We start from the raw sequence: 15,780 nt of genomic DNA, 5'->3' as shown, positions 1-15,780 counted from the left end.
GAAGCTGTCGACCGGGGCGTCGGCACGGAAGGACGGGGATGACGCGACCGATCCCGGTCGACGGCGACGCGACCGACGGCACGACCCGCGAGCCACCGCGTACGGCGCGTGGAGCTCGGACGCGGGCCGCCCTCGTCGCGGCGGCGCGACGGGTCTTCGAGCGCGACGGCTACCTCGAGGCCCGCCTCGCCGACATCACGACAGAGGCCGGGACTGCTGCGGGGTCGTTCTACACGTACTTCACCGGCAAGGAGGAGATCTTCGCCGCGGTGCTCGAGGAGGTGAAGGAGGAGATGCTCCATCCTGACCTCCGCGACGTCTCCCGCACCGAGGACCCTGTGGCCGTGATCGCCGCCGCCAACCGCGCCTATCTCGAGTCGTACCAGCGCAACGCGCAGCTGATGCGGCTCCTGGAGCAGGTCTCGACCATCGACGACCGGTTCGCCGACGTACGGCGGCAGCGCGCGCGGGCCTTCACCGCGCGCAACGCCCGCAGCGTCCGCGCGCTCCAGGAGCGCGGCCTCGCCGATCCCGAGCTCGATGCCGACCTGGCGGCCGCCGCGCTGTCGTCGATGGTGTCGCGGACCGCGTACAACGCCTTCGTGGTGGGAGCAGAGCGTGACGTCGAGAGGCTCGCGCACACGTTGACCCGGCTCTGGGTCAACGCGCTGGGGATCCCCGAGCGTCTTCGGGCGGCCGGACCGCACCCCTGATCCCGCGCCGCGGGCCTGTGGACGACGCAGGCGGGGCGCGGTCGGGATCGGGCAGGCTGCTCGCATGACGGACACCCATGCATCCCTTCACGACCCGATCCGAGGCCAGGCCGACCTCCGTGCCCGGTGGAGCACGCTGGTGGGCGAGCTCGGCTTCTCCCGCCGAGCCCTCTGGTTCGCGTTCGTGGACCCTGACCGCCGCATGCACCCGCGTCTGGCCGAGGTCGCCGACGTCCCGCCGACGGCCGAGCCGGAGCAGGTCACCGAGATCGTCGGGGCGATCAAGCAGGTCGTGGACGAGCTCGAGCCGGGGACGACGGTCGCCTTCCTGCTCAGCCGGCCGGGACCCGGCGGCATGAACGACGCAGATCGGACCTGGGCTCGTGCGCTCGCCACGTCGGCGCGCTACCTGCGCGTGCCGGTCGAGACGACACACCTGGCCACCGACACCGAGCTCGTCGCCTTCGCGCCGGACGACCTCGCGGCGTGAGGACCTCTCAGGCGGTCCCGATCAGCGTCCCGGCGACCGCAGCCGGGGTGAGATAGAGCAGCGGGAACGGCAGGTGCGCGTAGGCGCCGGCCCGTACGACGGTGACGATCGCGCCGAGGAAGTAGACGACGAGACCTCCGGCAGCCAGCACGCCGATGGGCGGGACGACCAGCCCCACCAGGAGGCCGAGCGCGCCGAGGAGCTTGGCGGTGGCCAGCCAGGGCCACCAGGACCTCGGCACGCCGTAGTCGGCGAGGTTGTCGACGACCCAGCCCTGGCGCGTGTAGGTGGCGACGGCGGAGAAGCCGATCCAGGCGGCTGCGAGGATGACGACGGCGGTCGAGACGATGCCCATGAGAAGTCCTCTCGTGACAGGACCACGCCGGTGAGCGTGGCCACTCTACGAGACAGACACGCCCCGGCGCCCCGGTGTGACAGCCGGTCCCCGGTGTGACAGACGGCGCTGCCGCCGGTCGCCGGCGATCCCCTCAGCCCTCCAGTCGCCCCAGGTCCACCCGTGACAGACGGTGCGGGTCGGCCAGGACGTCGATCGCGACGATCCGACCGCCCGTGACCGTGAACGCCATGACCACCTGGAGCCGGCCGCGCGGAGCGACCACGACGCCGGGGACCCCGTTGACGAGGACACGGCGGATGAACGGGGAGAGGCGACTGGTCGCGGCGGCCTGCCCGGCGACCTCCTCGGCACCGTGGAGCACGACGGTGGACTGCGGCCGACCGCTTCCGCCGTCCGAGCGCAGGATGACGTCCGGGTGCAGAACGGCGATCAAGCCGTCGAGATCCCCCTCTCGCGATGCGGCGAAGAAGGCGTCGACCACCTCCCGCTGGCGTGCCAGGTCGGGATCCGGCGCTGGCGCCTGCCCCTGGACCCGACGCCGCGCCCGGCTCGCGAGCTGGCGAGTGGCTTCCGGGCTGCGGTCGAGGACGGCGGCGATCTCGGCGAAGGCGACCCCGAACACGTCGTGCAGGACGAAGGCGACGCGCTCAGCCGGGCTGAGTCCCTCCAGCACCACCAGCAGCGCCAGTCCGACGCCCTCGGCGAGCAGCGCCGAGTCCTCCGGCCCCGGACCCGAGTCGGGACTGACGATGGGGTCGGGCACATGGACCAAGGACTGCTCACGCCGGCTCCGCCGTGTCCGCAGCGCGTTCAGGCAGACCCGCGCGACGACCGTCCTCAGCCAGGCCGCCGGGTTCTCCACGTCACCGGTCTCGGCCCGACTGACCCGCAGCCACGCCTCCTGCAGCGCGTCGTCGGCGTCGTCGGCGGACCCGAGCATCCGGAAGGCGATCGACCTCAGCCGGGATCGGTCCTCCTCGAACCGTGCGAGGAGCTCATCGTGGTCGTTCGCGCTCATCCCTCTCCTCGTAGGTCCTGCCCCTATGACACACGGCGGCGCCCGGACGTGACAGCTCAGCGGTCGCGCAGGACCCGGCCCTCGTCCCAGACCGGCTCGTCGCTCTCGTAGACGTCACCGTCGGCGCCGAACACGAGGAACCGGTCGAACCGCCGCGCGAACCACCGGTCGTGGGTCACCGCGAGGACCGTCCCGTCGAACGCCTCGAGCCCGTCCTCCAACGCCTCGGCCGACTCGACGTCGAGGTTGTCGGTCGGCTCGTCGAGCAGCAGGAGGGTCGCTCCCGACAGCTCCAGGAGCAAGATCTGGAACCGCGCCTGCTGACCGCCCGACAACGAGTCGAACGCCTGCTCGGCGGAGCGGGCCAGCCCGTAGCGGTCGAGCTTGCGCGCGGCCTCCTCCCGACCCATCCCTCGCCGACCGATCCCGCGCGCATCGACGTCGCCACGGTGCAGGACCTCGAGCAGGGTGCGACCGACCAGCTCGGGATGGTGGTGGGTCTGCACGAACCACCCGGGCCGGACCCTCGCCCCGAGCTTGGCGAGCCCGCGGTGCGCGACCGGCTCGACCACCTGGTCCCCGACCGGCTCGTGCTCCACGTCCGGCCGGGTGCCTCCGGCGGCGAGCAGGCGGAGGAAGTGCGACTTGCCCGACCCGTTGGAGCCGAGGACCGCGACGCGCTCGCCGTACCAGACCTCGAGGTCGAACGGACGCATGAGTCCGGTGAGCTCCACGCTCTCGGCGACGACCGCCCGCTTGCCCGTACGGCCTCCGGTGAGCCGCATGACGACGTTCTGGTCGTGGGGCACCACCTCGGGCGGGCCGGCCTCCTCGAACCTGCGCAGCCGCGTCTGCGCCGCCCGATAGCGCGCGGCCATGTCGGAGTTGTAGGCGGCCTTGGTCTTGTACATGATCACCAGCTCGCGGAGCTTCTGGTGCTCCTCGTCCCACCGCCGGTGCTGCTCCTCCAGCTTCGCGAACCGAGCGGCGCGGGCGTCGTGGTACGTCGTGAAGCCGCCGGGGTGGGTCCAGGCCGTGCTTCCGGTGGCACCGACCTCGAGGGTGACCACCCGCGTGGCGGTGTTGGCCAGCAGGGCTCGGTCGTGGCTGACGTACAGCACAGTCTTCTGCGTGGCGGTGAGCTGCTCCTCGAGCCACTGCTTGCCGGGCACGTCGAGATAGTTGTCGGGCTCGTCGAGCAGGAGCACCTCGTCGGGGCCGCGGAGGAGGCCCTCGAGCACCAGCCGCTTCTGCTCTCCGCCCGACATCGTGGAGAGGTCCCGCCACATCGCCCGCTCGTAGGAGATCCCCAGCGCGGCCGTGCAGCACGCGTCCCAGGTGACCTCGAGGTCGTAGCCGCCCGCGTCCCCGTACTCCGCCAGAGCGGTGGCGTAGCGCAGCTGTGTCGGCTCGTCGTCGCGCTCCATCAGGACGAGCTCGACCTCGTCCACCCGCGCGGCCGCTGCCCGGATGCGAGGCGGAGCGATCGAGAGGAGCAGCTCGCGCACCGTCTCGAGGTGGGAGCCGTCGGGGTGACGTGTCACCATCTGCCTCATCACGCCGAGGCCGCCGCTGCGACTGACCGACCCACCGTGCGGCGAGATCTCACCGGTGATGATCCTCAGCAGCGTGGTCTTCCCCGCGCCGTTGGCGCCGACGAGGGCGACGATCGCGCCGTCGCCGACGCGGAAGCCGACGTCGTCCAGCAGCACCCTCCCGTCGGGGAGGTCGTACCGGATCCCGGACAGCTCTGCGTGGCCCACAGCCCTAGTCTCCGCCCTCGGTCAACGCCGTTTCGACGCGCCCCGTCCCACCTGACGAGGAGCTGGCGAGAAGCGGTCCCGCGCACCTTCGTCATCGAGTACGATCCGGCGAGCGGTTCCCCGACGTACGGGCGGGCCAGACCCGACGTACGGAGCAGGCGTGACCGTCTTCCTGATCCTCGGCCTCGCCGGCCTCGCGCTTCTCGCCGTCTCGCTCGTCGTCGGCGAAGTGCTCGACGGAGCTCTCGACGTGCTGCCCGGGGACGCCTTCTCGACCGCCGTCGTCGGCGGCTTCGTCTCCGCCTTCGGGTTCGGGGCTGCCGCCGCGGACGGCGCCGGTGTCCCCCTCCTGCCCGCTCTGCTCGCCGGCGGCGGGTGCGGTGTCGTCGTCGCGTGGTTCGCGGCCTGGTTGACCGGCCTGGTCCGCGGTGGGAGCAGCGACGCCACTCCCTCGACCGGCGACAGCATCGGCCGCAGCGGGCGGGTGGTGTCCGGCATCCCCGACGACGGTTACGGCACGGTCCGCGTCGCGGTCGGCGGGCACGTGCTCCAGCTCAACGCCCGTGCCGACAGAGCCCTCGACGCCGGCACCGAGGTGCACGTGACCGGCGTCCTCTCCCCCACTGCCGTCAGGGTCGCCCCGGTGTGGGACGACCTCCCCTGATCCCCACCCGAAAGGCTCCCCCGTGCTGATCCCGATCGCCGGCATCGCCGTCCTCGTCCTCCTGCTCCTCTTCCTGGTCACGAGCCGCTACAAGGTCGCCGGGCCCAACCAGGCCTTCATCGTCACCGGCCGCAAGGGCAAGGCGGTCCTCAACCCGGAGACCGGCGCCCTCACCACCGACCTGTCAGGCCAGAAGGTGATCCTCGGCGGCGGCACCTTCGTCGTCCCGTTCGTGCAGAAGCTCGCGACGATGGACCTCTCGAGCCGTCGCATCTCGGTGCAGATCCGTGGTGCGGTGTCGGGACAGGGCATCAAGCTGAACGTCGAGGGTGTCGCGATCGTCAAGGTGGGCGGCAACGCCGACCAGATCCGGCTCGCGGCCCAGCGCTTCCAGTCGCAGCAGGCCGACATCGAGCCCTTCACGCAGGAGGTCCTCGCCGGCGCGCTCCGCTCCATCGTCGGCGGTCTGACGGTCGAGCAGATCATCCGCGACCGGGCCGCGTTCGCCCAGCGCGTGGCCGACGAGTCCGAGAACTCCCTGACCGGCCAGGGTCTGATCCTCGACACGTTCCAGATCCAGGACGTCACCGACGACGGCAGCTATCTCGCCGACCTCGGCCGCCCCGAAGCCGCCCGTAACCGGCAGACCGCGGCGATCGCCGAGGCCGCGGCTCGCCAGGCCGCGGAGCAGGCGAGCCTGAAGGCCGAGGAGGAGATCGCCATCGCGCAGCGCACGCTGGCGCTCAAGCAGGCGGAGATCAAGGCCGAGACCGACGCTGCCTCCGCAAACGCGGCGTCGGCCGGTCCGCTGGCCCAGGCCGATCGTGACCAGGCCGTGCTCGTCGAGCAGGAGAAGGTCGCCGTCAGGCAGGCAGCCCTGACCGAGCGGCAGCTGGAGACGCAGGTCCGCAAGCCGGCCGATGCGGCCCGGTACAAGGTCGAGCAGGAGGCCGAGGCGCGCCGCTCCTCGGACATCGCGGCGGCAGAGGCCCGCAAAGCCGCCACCATCGCCGCCGCGGAGGCCAAGGCGGAGGAGGCGCGTCTGACCGGTGAGGGGGAGAAGTCACGCCGTACGGCCATCGCGGAGGCCGAGGCGATCGAGGGCGCTCGTCGTGGTGAGGCCGAGAAGGCCCGACGCGTGGCGGAGGCCGAGGCCACCCGCGCCGAGGGTGAGGCTCAGGCCTCCGCCACGCTCGCCGTCGGCCACGCCGAGGCCGAGGCGATGGACAAGCGCGCGGCGGCGTTCGCAAGCTACAACGACGCGGCGGTCCTCCAGATGCTCATCGAGGTGCTCCCGCAGATCGCCAAGGAGGTCGCGGCACCGATCAGTGCGATCGACCAGCTCACGGTGATCTCGACCGAGGGCGCCGGGGCTCTGCCGAGGCAGGTCAACGACAACATCGTCCAGACCTTGCAGATGCTCAAGACCTCGACCGGGCTCGACCTCGAGAGCCTCCTCCACCGGTCGGTGGACAGGGCCGCGAACGGCATGGGCGTCACCACCGGCAAGAACGGCGACAGCTGAGCCGTCCGGGCCGTCAGGGTCGGCGACGCAGCCGGTAGAAGCGGGGCGTCGTCGACCGGAGCGGTCGCGGCATCCCCGACACGTCGGCCAGGCAGCTGCCGGTGAGCTCCCACGCGGGGAGCGCCCGGGCCAGATCGCGCTCGTCGGCCCCTCTCGGCAGGAGGGGTCGGCGGCCGGGGGCGAAGGCCAGCAGCAGGAACGAGGCGGTCGGTGACGCGACCGCCGTCATCGCGGTCCCGTACGCCGCGCGGGCCTCGTCACCGAGTCCGTGGAAGCAGCCGATGTCCACGAAGAGCTCGACCGGGCCTGGGAGCTCGACGTCGACCAGCGCCGTGACGTCCGCGCAGACGAAGCGGGCGTGCTCGGCGCCGTCCCGGGCCCGGGCACGATCGATGGCCCTCTGCACGTCGTCGACGCCCACCGCGGTCCACCCACGGCGTCCGAGCTCGATCGTGTGGCTCCCGCTGCCGCAGCCGACGTCGAGGGCGCACCCCCAAGGCTGCGGGCGCGACTCCTCCTCGGTGAGCAGCCCGGCCAGCTGGTCGGCGCCTCCGTCACCCGCGGCCTCCCACGGCCTGACCCCGCACCGGTACGCGATCTGGTATCCCCTCGACATCCGACTCCCCCACTTTCGTTCTAGTGCGACTAGAACTAATCTCCTCTAGAGTGGACCCGATGAGCGAGCACGTCAAGCGGTCTCCCGGATCCCGTCCGTACGACGCATCTCGGCGTCGTCAGCGCGCCGACGAGAACCGCATCGCGATGCTGCGGTCCGCGCACCGGATGTTCATCGAGCGCGGCTACGCCCGCACGACGATGGCGGCGATCGCCGCCGACGCCGGGGTGAGCACGGACCTCGTCTACAAGACCTTCGGCACCAAGCACCGCCTCGTCGTCGAGGTGCTCAACTACGACGCCACCAGCGAGGTCGACAGTCCGCCCGTGCTGGAGCAGACGCGCCCCCAGGAGGTCAGGGCAGAGAAGGACCAGCGCACCCAGATCAGGATGTTCGCTGACGACATCGCCCAACGCACACGCCGGGTCCGACCCATCGACGACGTCATCCGGTCCGCGGGCGAGATCGACCCAGACCTCGCCACGCAACGGGCCCAGGATCAACGCACGCGCCTGAGCAACCTCCAGGCGTTCGTCGGATGGGTGGCTGCCAACGGCGCGCTCCGAGAAGGCCTGGAGGAGGAGGAGGCCGCGGCCACCGTGTGGGCTCTGACCGGCCCTGACATGCACAGGCTCCTCGTCGATGAGCTCGGCTGGGAGCACCAGCGCTATGCGGACTGGATCAGGGACACGCTGACCGCTGTGCTGCTCCCGCCCCCTGCCGACCGCACGACCTAGCCCAGCGCCTCCGCCAAGAGCTCCAGGGTCCGCTCCCGAGGGACGGAGCGACGCGGATCGGCGCCCTGCCTCGCGGAGGCCACCGGGTGCACCATCACCTCGTCCACCTCGAACTCCGCTGCCAGGGCCTGCAGTCGCTGGGCGGCCTGCTCGGGGTCGCCGACGATGTTGCGCGCCAGGCCGTCCTGCACCATCGCCTCCTGCGGCGGGGTGAGAGGGGACTTCTCGGCGTCCTCGACGAGATCGAGAGCGGCGAGGGGAGCGCCCGTCATCAGCCGTGCCATCGACTGCAGGTTCGGGAGCGCGAGCGCCACGGCCTCGTCGTACGTCTCGGCGACGACGGCGTTGACGGTCAAGAAGGTCGTCGGCTCAGGTGTGCGCTCGCTCGGGCGGAACTCCGCACGGTAGGTCGCCAGGGCCTCTGCGGTGCCCTTGCCCGAGAAGTGGTGGGCGAACACGTAGGGAAGGCCCTTGGCGGCGGCGAGGTGGGCGGAGTACATCGACGAGCCGAGCAACCACTGTCGCGGAACCGAGGTCGCGGCCGGCGTCGCCTTCAGGAGGTACTGCCGTCCCTGGAGCGGCACGCGGACGCCCACCTGGGAGTCCATCAGCGCCATGACGTCGTCGAGGTACTGGGGGAACTGCTCGATGTCGGTGTTGTCGCGACCCGCGGCGCCACGGAGCATCCAGGACGTGACCTGGTCCGAGCCCGGCGCGCGCCCGATGCCCAGGTCGATACGTCCAGGATGGGCCGCCTCGAGGAGCGCGAACTGCTCGGCCACGGCGAGCGGGGCGTGGTTCGGAAGCATCACACCTCCGGAGCCGACGCGGATGCGCTCCGTCTGGGCAGCGACGTGTGCGATCAGCACCGGCGGCGACGACGCCGCGACGGCCGGCATGTTGTGGTGCTCCGCGAGCCAGTAGCGCGTGTAGCCGAGATTGTCGGCAGCCTGCGCCAGCGCCACGGTGGCGGCGAGGGCGTCTCCGGTCGACTGGTCGGTGCGGACGGGGACGAGGTCGAGGACCGAGAGCTTGAGCGGCATACCTGGTGCCAACGCCGACGGAGGCGTCGCTCATTCCCTCGCGTACGGCTTGCCTGCGACGTCCTACCGGGCGGCGGACGTGGACCGTCCCCGCCACCACTGCCAGATCAGGGTCACGATCAGCGCGCTGACGAACGAGCCGACCAGACCCGAGACGAAGGCCATCGGCCAGCCGATGCCGGACGCACCGCGGCCGAGGATGAGCTGGGCGACCGCGCCCTGGAGTGCACGAAGGCCGGCCCCCGCTCCTCTCGGAGCAGGTGCCGGCCTGCGTGCGTGCTCGACCGGTGAAGGTCAGGCCTTCTCGGTGGTGCCTTCGGCGTCGGTGCCCTCGGCGTCGGTGCCCTCGACCTCGTCGGCCGAAGCCTCGGGAGCCTCGTCGGCCGGCGCCTCGTCGGCAGCGGCGATCTGGTCCTTGACCTCGTCGGCGTTGTCGGCGACCGGGGCGGTCTCTGCCTTCGTGGACTTCTTGGGCGTCTTCGTCGTGACGGAGAAGTCCTTCTCCTCCACGAGCTCGATCACGGCCATGGGGGCGTTGTCGCCCTTGCGCGGCCCGATCTTGGTGATGCGCGTGTAGCCGCCGGGGCGCGTCGTGTACTTCGGCGCGACCTCGGTGAAGAGCACGTGCAGGATCTGCTTGTCACGGATCACCTTGACGACCTGGCGCCGGTTGGCGACCGTGTCGACCTTGGCGCGCGTGATCAGCGACTCCGCGTACGGACGAAGGCGTCGGGCCTTCGCCTCGGTGGTGGTGATGCGGCCGTGCTCGAACAGGCTCTGTGCGAGATTGGCGAGGATGAGGCGCTGGTGCGCCGGGCTCCCGCCGAACCGCGGACCCTTGGTGGGCGTGGGCATTGCTGTGTCTCCTGGGATGTCGTGCGGAGATCAGTGCTGAGCGTCGGCTCAGTACTGCTCGTCCTCCGCGAAGCTCTCGTCGTCGTCGTAGCTGTCGACCACCGCGGACGGGTCGAACCCGGCAGGGCTGTCCTTGAGGCCCAGGCCCATCTCTGCGAGCTTGGCCTTCACCTCGTCGATGGACTTCGAACCGAAGTTGCGGATGTCCAGCAGGTCCTGCTCGCTGCGCGAGATGAGCTCACCCACGGTGTGGATGCCCTCGCGCTTGAGGCAGTTGTACGAGCGCACCGTGAGGTGGAGATCCTCCACCGGGAGCGCCAGGTCGGCGGCGAGCGCCTCGTCGACGGGCGACGGGCCGATGTCGATGCCCTCGGCCTCGACGTTCAGCTCGCGGGCGAGACCGAACAGCTCGACGAGCGTCTTGCCGGCCGACGCCATGGCGTCGCGCGGCAGGATCGAGCGCTTGGTCTCCACGTCGATGATGAGCTTGTCGAAGTCGGTGCGCTGCTCGACACGAGTCGCCTCGACCTTGTACGTGACCTTGAGGACCGGGCTGTAGATCGAGTCGATCGGCATGCGCCCGATCTCCTCGTCGCCGGTCTTGTTCTGGACTGCCGACACGTAACCGCGTCCGCGCTCGACCACCAGCTCCACCTCGATCTTGCCCTTGTCGTTCAGGGTCGCGATCTTGAGGTCCGGGTTGTGCACCTCGACGCCGGCCGGAGGCGCGATGTCGGCTGCGGTGACGTCGCCGGGGCCCTGCTTGCGCAGGTACATGACGACGGGCTCGTCGTGCTCCGAGCTGACCACGATGTTCTTGAGGTTGAGGATGATCTCGGTGACGTCCTCGGTCACGCCGGGGATCGTCGAGAACTCGTGCAGGACACCGTCGATCTTGATCGAGGTGACTGCTGCACCCGGGATCGACGACAGGAGCGTACGGCGCAGCGAGTTGCCGAGGGTGTAGCCGAAGCCGGGCTCGAGGGGCTCGATGACGAACCGCGAACGGAACTCGTCGACGACGTCCTCTGACAGGGTGGGCCGCTGTGCAATGAGCATTTTCTGGTTTCCTTTCCGCGTCGCCCGCTATTTGACGGACACGGTCTGTGGAGGTGGTGGGGCTGCCCGGGACCGGCCCGGGCAGCCGTGTGAGCGGATCAGATCTTGGAGTAGTACTCCACGATCAGCTGCTCGGAGATCGGCACGACGATCTGCTCGCGCACCGGCGGCTGGTGGACCAGGATGCGGCCCTTCTCCGGGACGGCGGTGAGCCATCCCGGAACCGTGGTGGCGTCGAACGTCTCGCGGGCCACGATGAACGGCGTGGTCTCGAGCGACTTCGGCCGCACGTCGATGATGTCGTGCTTGCTGACCTGGAACGACGGGATGTCGGTCTTGTGGCCGTTGACCAGGAAGTGGCCGTGGGTCACGAGCTGGCGAGCGTGACGTCGGGTCCGAGCGAAACCGGCGCGGTACACGACGTTGTCGAGACGGCACTCGAGGATCTGGAGGAGGTTGTCGCCGGTCTTGCCCGGACGACGGTTTGCCTCCTCGTAGTAGTTGCGGAACTGCCGCTCGAGCACGCCGTAGGTGTAACGCGCCTTCTGCTTCTCCTGAAGCTGGGTGCGGTACTCGCTCTCCTTGACACGGGCGCGGCCGTGCTGGCCGGGCGGGTACGGACGACGCTCGAACGCGGCGTCACCGCCGACAAGGTCCACGCCCAGGCGGCGAGACTTCTTGGTCAGGGGTCCGGTGTAACGGGCCATCTGTGTTCTCCTCTCCGATCCGGGCGATCAGACGCGGCGGCGCTTGGGAGGCCGCACGCCGTTGTGGGGGCTGGGGGTGACGTCCTGGATGGTGCCGACCTCGAGGCCGACCGCACCCAGCGAACGGATCGCCGTCTCGCGGCCCGAACCGGGGCCCTTCACGAAGACGTCGATCTTCTTCATCCCGTGCTCCATCGCCCGACGCCCGGCGGCCTCGGCGGCCATCTGCGCGGCGTACGGAGTGGACTTGCGCGAGCCCTTGAAGCCGACGGTGCCGGCCGAGGCCCACGAGATCACCGCTCCGGTGGGATCGGTGATCGTGACGATCGTGTTGTTGAACGTGCTCTTGATGTGGGCCTGGCCCGCGGCGACGTTCTTCTTCTCCTTGCGGCGCACCTTCTTGGCGCCTGTGCCCTTCGGAGGCATTACTTACCCTTCTTCTTTGCGCCGGAAACGGTGCGCTTCGGACCCTTGCGGGTGCGAGCGTTCGTCTTGGTCCGCTGCCCGCGCACGGGGAGCCCGGCGCGGTGGCGGCGGCCCTGGTAGCTGCCGATCTCGATCTTGCGACGGATGTCGGCGGCCACTTCGCGGCGAAGGTCGCCCTCGACCTGGAACTGACCCTCGATCGCGTCACGGAGCGAGACCAGCTGGTCCTCGCTCAGCTCGTGGACGCGCAGGTCGGGGCTGATGCCGGTCTGCTCGAGCAGCTGCTGGCTGCGGGTACGGCCGATGCCGTAGATGTAGGTGAGACCGATCACCACGCGCTTGTCGCGCGGGAGATCGACACCGATGAGGCGTGCCATCAGGCGGTTTCCTTCCACTGCGGAGGTGTGGTCGTGACGCGTCCTGGCTGCCTCAGCCAGGCCCCGGCCTCCGGTCCGGGGGAAGCACCTCGTCGTCGACGGGGTGAGCGGTCACGTGTGGGTGGCGGGCTGGTCAGCCCTGCCGCTGCTTGTGGCGCGGGTTCTCGCAGATCACCATGACACGGCCATGGCGACGGATGACCTTGCACTTCTCGCAGATCGGCTTGACGCTCGGTTGAACCTTCATCGAGCTCTCTTATCTTGAACGGACGGATGGTTGCGCGGCGCGCGACGACGACGCCCTCGCGGGCGGCTCCCGGTGCGGGTCACTTGTACCGGTAGACGATCCGGCCTCGGGTGAGGTCGTACGGGGACAGCTCCACCACTACGCGGTCCTCGGGGAGGATCCGGATGTAGTGCTGGCGCATCTTGCCGCTGATATGGGCTAGAACCTTGTGGCCATTGGTCAGCTCGACCCGGAACATCGCGTTCGGCAGGGCCTCGATGACCGAGCCCTCGAGCTCGATGACGCCTTCCTTCTTCGGCATGTCCTCCGCAATCTGTCGCACGTCTCTCGGATCGGCCGAAGGCATGCGGATACGCAGACCTCGGCCGACTGTCCATAGTACGGTGCTCCGTGGCGGTCGGACAAATCAGCCCCCCTCGACGAGAGGAAGGGCGCCGTCAGTCGCTCTCGGGGCCGCCGTACGGGACGCCCAGCTCGGCGAGCCGGGCCTTGCCGCCGTCGAGGGCGCTGAGCACCCAGGCGCCGGTGTCGGTGAGCGTGAACGTGTGCTCGAAGTGGGCCGACCACCCGCTGTCGTCGGTCACGACGGTCCAGTCGTCCTCGAGGGTCGTCGTGTCGATCGTGCCTTCGGTCAGCATCGGCTCCACCGCGAGGACCAGCCCCTTGACCAGCTTGGCGCCGTGGCCCGGTCGGCCGAAGTTGGGGACGTTGGGCGGCATGTGCATGGCCGTGCCGATCCCGTGACCGACGTAGTCCTCGACGATCCCGTACGACGCACCGGCGGGTTGGCTGCGGACGTACGTCTCGACCGCGTGGCCGATGTCGCTGACCCTGCCGCCGAGCCGTGCCGCGGCGATGCCGCGCCACAAGGACTCCTCGCACACGCGCATCAGCTCGCGCCGGCTCGCCGAGACCTCCCCCACCGCGACGGTGACCGCCGCGTCGGAGTGCCAGCCGTCGAGCACGCACCCGCAGTCGATCGAGACGAGGTCGCCCTCCTCGATCACGCGGCCGCCCGGGATGCCGTGGACGACCTCGTCGTTGACCGACGTGCAGATCGTCGCCGGAAAGCCGTGGTAGCCCTTGAAGTTCGGCTTGGCCCCACGGCTGTGGATGTGCTCCTCCGCGATCGCGTCGAGGTCGGCCGTGGTCATGCCCGGCCGGACCGACTCACGCAGGAGCGCGAGCGTCTCGCCCACGATCACGCCCGCCCGCCGCATCACGGCGACCTGGTCAGGCGTCTTGATCTCCAGGCCGCTGCCGAACAGACCCATGGCTCCTTAGTCCTGCGGCAGGGCGTCGAGGATGCGGGCCTGGACCTCGTCCACGGCGCCGAGCCCGTCGACCCGCACCAGCAGACCGCGGTCGGCGTAGAGGGCGAGCAGCGGCGACGTCTGCGCCTCGTACACCTCTTGGCGGTGCCGGACGACGTCCTCGGTGTCGTCGGTGCGGCCCGAGGTCTCCGCGCGCTTCAGCAGGCGCGCGATGAGCTCCTCACGCTCCACCACCAGCTCGACGACGGCATCGAGCTTCTCTCCCAGTTCGGCCAGGATCCCGTCGAGCGTGTGGACCTGGTCGACCGTCCGCGGATAGCCGTCGAGGAGGAAGCCGGCGTGCGCGTCGTCCCACGTGAGCCGGTCGCGCACCATCGCGTTGGTGACCTCGTCGGGGACGTACTCGCCCTTGTCCATGTACGTCTTCGCCACGACGCCGAGCTCCGTGCCCTCGGAGACGTTCGCGCGGAAGATGTCGCCCGTCGAGATCTGCGGGATCCCGAGCTTTTCCGCGAGGAGAGTCGCCTGGGTGCCCTTGCCTGCCCCCGGAGGACCCATGAACAAGAGACGCATCACTTGAGGAACCCTTCGTAGTTGCGCTGCTGCAGCTGGCTCTCGATCTGCTTCACCGTGTCGAGACCGACGCCGACGATGATCAGGAGCGTCGTGCCACCGAACGGGAAGTTCTGGTTGGCGTCGACGAGCAGGAAGGCCAGGAGCGGGATGAGCGCGACGAGACCGAGGTACAGCGAGCCGGGGAAGGTGATGCGCGAGAGCACGTAGCCGAGGTACTGCTCGGTCGGACGTCCGGCACGGATGCCGGGGATGAAGCCGCCGTACTTCTTCATGTTGTCGGCGACCTCCTTCGGGTTGAAGGTGATCGACACGTAGAAGTACGTGAAGAACACGATCAGCAGGAAGAAGGTGAGCATGTAGACCGGGTGGTCGCCGCGGACGAAGTTGTCGTTGATCCAGTTCGCCCAGCCCTTGCCCTGGTTGAACTGTGCGGCCAGCGCCGGGAGATAGAGCAGGCTCGAGGCGAAGATGACCGGGATGACGCCGGCCTGGTTGACCTTCAGCGGGATGTAGGTCGACGAGCCGCCGAACATCTTGCGTCCGACCATCCGGCGGGCGTACTGCACCGGGATCCGGCGCTGGGCCTGCTCGATGAAGATGACGGCCGCCATGACGGCGAGACCGACGGCGACCACGACGGCGAAGACGCCCCAGCCGCGCTGCTCCTTGATGAGCCACATCGTGCCCGGGAAGGTCGCGACGATCTGGGTGAAGATCAGCAGCGACATGCCGTTGCCGACACCACGGTCGCTGATGAGCTCGCCGAACCACATGATCATCGCCGTACCGGCGACCATGACCAGGACGATCAGCAGGAAGAGACCGACCGAGTCGGTGTCGGTCAGGAGGTCGCGGTTGCACTGGTTGCCGAAGAGGGCTCCGGAACGGGCCATCGCGACGATGCCGGCGCCCTGGAGGACCGCGAGACCCAGGGTGAGGTAGCGGGTGTACTGGGTGATCTTGGCCTGGCCGGACTGACCCTCCTTCTTGAGGGTCTCCAGCCGTGGGATCACCACCGTCAACAGCTGAAGGATGATGCTCGCGGTGATGTAGGGCATGATGCCCAGCGCGAACACGGTCAGCTGGAGGAGAGCTCCACCCGAGAAGACGTTGAGCAGGTTGAACAGGCTGTTGGCGTTCTCACCTGAGGTAGCAGCGTTGAGGCAGAACTGAACGTTCTCCACGTCCACTCCCGGAGCGGGGAGGACGGATCCCATCCGGAACAGCACGAGGATGAACAAGACGAACAAGATCTTCTTGCGTAGATCAGGCGTCTTGAACGCGTTGACGAAAGCGCTGAGCACCGGGTCCTCCTATGGACAACGGCGACGG

Annotated in this window: 20 protein-coding genes; 5 read left to right on the top strand and 15 right to left on the bottom strand. The window is 69.6% G+C overall.

Translation table 11 applies throughout. The features are described from left to right. The first annotated feature begins 38 nt into the window (after positions 1–38). The gene (locus KV097_RS02055; protein WP_220342032.1) at positions 39–713 is read left to right on the top strand and encodes a TetR/AcrR family transcriptional regulator; all 675 of its coding nucleotides are present in this window, start codon (positions 39–41) and stop codon (positions 711–713) included. Between the two features lie 64 nt (positions 714–777). After that, on the top strand, positions 778–1,203 hold the full coding sequence (locus KV097_RS02050) for a hypothetical protein (protein WP_220342033.1): 426 nt from the start codon (positions 778–780) through the stop codon (positions 1,201–1,203). A 7-nt stretch (positions 1,204–1,210) separates the two neighbouring features. Here KV097_RS02050 and KV097_RS02045 read toward each other — a convergent pair whose 3' ends face one another. The 3 genes from KV097_RS02045 to KV097_RS02035 form a co-directional block, all read right to left on the bottom strand. After that, positions 1,211–1,558, bottom strand: a complete 348-nt coding sequence (locus tag KV097_RS02045) for a DoxX family protein (protein ID WP_220364943.1) — start codon at positions 1,556–1,558, stop codon at positions 1,211–1,213. A gap of 133 nt (positions 1,559–1,691) precedes the next feature. Continuing rightward, positions 1,692–2,579 carry an RNA polymerase sigma factor SigJ gene (gene sigJ, locus KV097_RS02040; RefSeq protein ID WP_220364942.1) on the bottom strand — a complete coding sequence of 296 codons (888 nt, stop codon included), beginning with the start codon at positions 2,577–2,579 and terminating at the stop codon, positions 1,692–1,694. A gap of 56 nt (positions 2,580–2,635) precedes the next feature. Continuing rightward, positions 2,636–4,342 carry an ABC-F family ATP-binding cassette domain-containing protein gene (locus KV097_RS02035; RefSeq protein WP_220364941.1) on the bottom strand — a complete coding sequence of 569 codons (1,707 nt, stop codon included), beginning with the start codon at positions 4,340–4,342 and terminating at the stop codon, positions 2,636–2,638. Between the two features lie 160 nt (positions 4,343–4,502). Between KV097_RS02035 and KV097_RS02030 the strand changes: the two genes are divergently transcribed. After that, the gene (locus tag KV097_RS02030) at positions 4,503–5,006 is read left to right on the top strand and encodes a hypothetical protein (RefSeq protein WP_220364940.1); all 504 of its coding nucleotides are present in this window, start codon (positions 4,503–4,505) and stop codon (positions 5,004–5,006) included. A 22-nt stretch (positions 5,007–5,028) separates the two neighbouring features. Further along, a complete protein-coding gene (locus KV097_RS02025; RefSeq protein ID WP_220342038.1) occupies positions 5,029–6,531 on the top strand; it encodes a flotillin family protein in 1,503 nt (500 codons plus the stop codon). Positions 6,532–6,544: 13 nt separating this feature from the next. Here the strand turns inward: KV097_RS02025 and KV097_RS02020 are convergent, their stop codons facing one another. Continuing rightward, positions 6,545–7,147: a class I SAM-dependent methyltransferase gene (locus tag KV097_RS02020; RefSeq protein ID WP_220345319.1), complete on the bottom strand. Its 603-nt coding sequence runs from the start codon at positions 7,145–7,147 to the stop codon at positions 6,545–6,547. 59 nt (positions 7,148–7,206) lie between these two features. On the opposite strand from KV097_RS02020, the gene KV097_RS02015 reads away from it, so the two are divergent. Further along, on the top strand, positions 7,207–7,884 hold the full coding sequence (locus tag KV097_RS02015; RefSeq protein ID WP_220364939.1) for a TetR/AcrR family transcriptional regulator: 678 nt from the start codon (positions 7,207–7,209) through the stop codon (positions 7,882–7,884). On the opposite strand, the gene KV097_RS02010 is transcribed toward KV097_RS02015, so the two are convergent. The 11 genes from KV097_RS02010 to secY form a co-directional block, all read right to left on the bottom strand. Beyond that, positions 7,881–8,927, bottom strand: a complete 1,047-nt coding sequence (locus KV097_RS02010) for an LLM class flavin-dependent oxidoreductase (RefSeq protein WP_220345321.1) — start codon at positions 8,925–8,927, stop codon at positions 7,881–7,883. The genes KV097_RS02015 and KV097_RS02010 overlap by 4 nt on opposite strands. Before the next feature lie 294 nt (positions 8,928–9,221). Further along, positions 9,222–9,782, bottom strand: coding sequence for a 50S ribosomal protein L17 (gene rplQ, locus KV097_RS02005; protein ID WP_220364938.1), 561 nt, complete (start codon positions 9,780–9,782; stop codon positions 9,222–9,224). A gap of 48 nt (positions 9,783–9,830) precedes the next feature. Then, positions 9,831–10,841 (bottom strand): DNA-directed RNA polymerase subunit alpha, encoded by a 1,011-nt coding sequence (locus KV097_RS02000; RefSeq protein WP_220342043.1) that lies wholly within the window; start codon positions 10,839–10,841, stop codon positions 9,831–9,833. A gap of 98 nt (positions 10,842–10,939) precedes the next feature. After that, positions 10,940–11,548 carry a 30S ribosomal protein S4 gene (gene rpsD / locus KV097_RS01995; RefSeq protein ID WP_220342044.1) on the bottom strand — a complete coding sequence of 203 codons (609 nt, stop codon included), beginning with the start codon at positions 11,546–11,548 and terminating at the stop codon, positions 10,940–10,942. A gap of 27 nt (positions 11,549–11,575) precedes the next feature. Further along, positions 11,576–11,974, bottom strand: a complete 399-nt coding sequence (gene rpsK, locus KV097_RS01990; protein WP_139087808.1) for a 30S ribosomal protein S11 — start codon at positions 11,972–11,974, stop codon at positions 11,576–11,578. Then, the gene (rpsM, locus tag KV097_RS01985) at positions 11,974–12,351 is read right to left on the bottom strand and encodes a 30S ribosomal protein S13 (protein ID WP_220342045.1); all 378 of its coding nucleotides are present in this window, start codon (positions 12,349–12,351) and stop codon (positions 11,974–11,976) included. Before rpsM ends, rpsK begins: the two co-directional genes overlap by 1 nt. Before the next feature lie 133 nt (positions 12,352–12,484). Continuing rightward, the gene (rpmJ, locus tag KV097_RS01980; protein ID WP_167005642.1) at positions 12,485–12,598 is read right to left on the bottom strand and encodes a 50S ribosomal protein L36; all 114 of its coding nucleotides are present in this window, start codon (positions 12,596–12,598) and stop codon (positions 12,485–12,487) included. 79 nt (positions 12,599–12,677) lie between these two features. Next, positions 12,678–12,899, bottom strand: a complete 222-nt coding sequence (gene infA, locus KV097_RS01975) for a translation initiation factor IF-1 (protein ID WP_039345467.1) — start codon at positions 12,897–12,899, stop codon at positions 12,678–12,680. Between the two features lie 136 nt (positions 12,900–13,035). Next, a complete protein-coding gene (gene map / locus KV097_RS01970) occupies positions 13,036–13,872 on the bottom strand; it encodes a type I methionyl aminopeptidase (protein ID WP_220345322.1) in 837 nt (278 codons plus the stop codon). A 6-nt stretch (positions 13,873–13,878) separates the two neighbouring features. After that, positions 13,879–14,445 carry an adenylate kinase gene (locus KV097_RS01965; protein WP_220342047.1) on the bottom strand — a complete coding sequence of 189 codons (567 nt, stop codon included), beginning with the start codon at positions 14,443–14,445 and terminating at the stop codon, positions 13,879–13,881. Then, a complete protein-coding gene (gene secY, locus KV097_RS01960) occupies positions 14,445–15,752 on the bottom strand; it encodes a preprotein translocase subunit SecY (protein ID WP_220342048.1) in 1,308 nt (435 codons plus the stop codon). The genes KV097_RS01965 and secY overlap by 1 nt, the downstream gene beginning before the upstream one ends. Positions 15,753–15,780: the final 28 nt, after the last annotated feature.

The sequence above is a fragment of the Mumia sp. zg.B17 genome (assembly GCF_019550915.1).
Classification (GTDB): domain Bacteria; phylum Actinomycetota; class Actinomycetes; order Propionibacteriales; family Nocardioidaceae; genus Mumia.
This window is presented reverse-complemented; position numbering and strand designations above follow the sequence as displayed.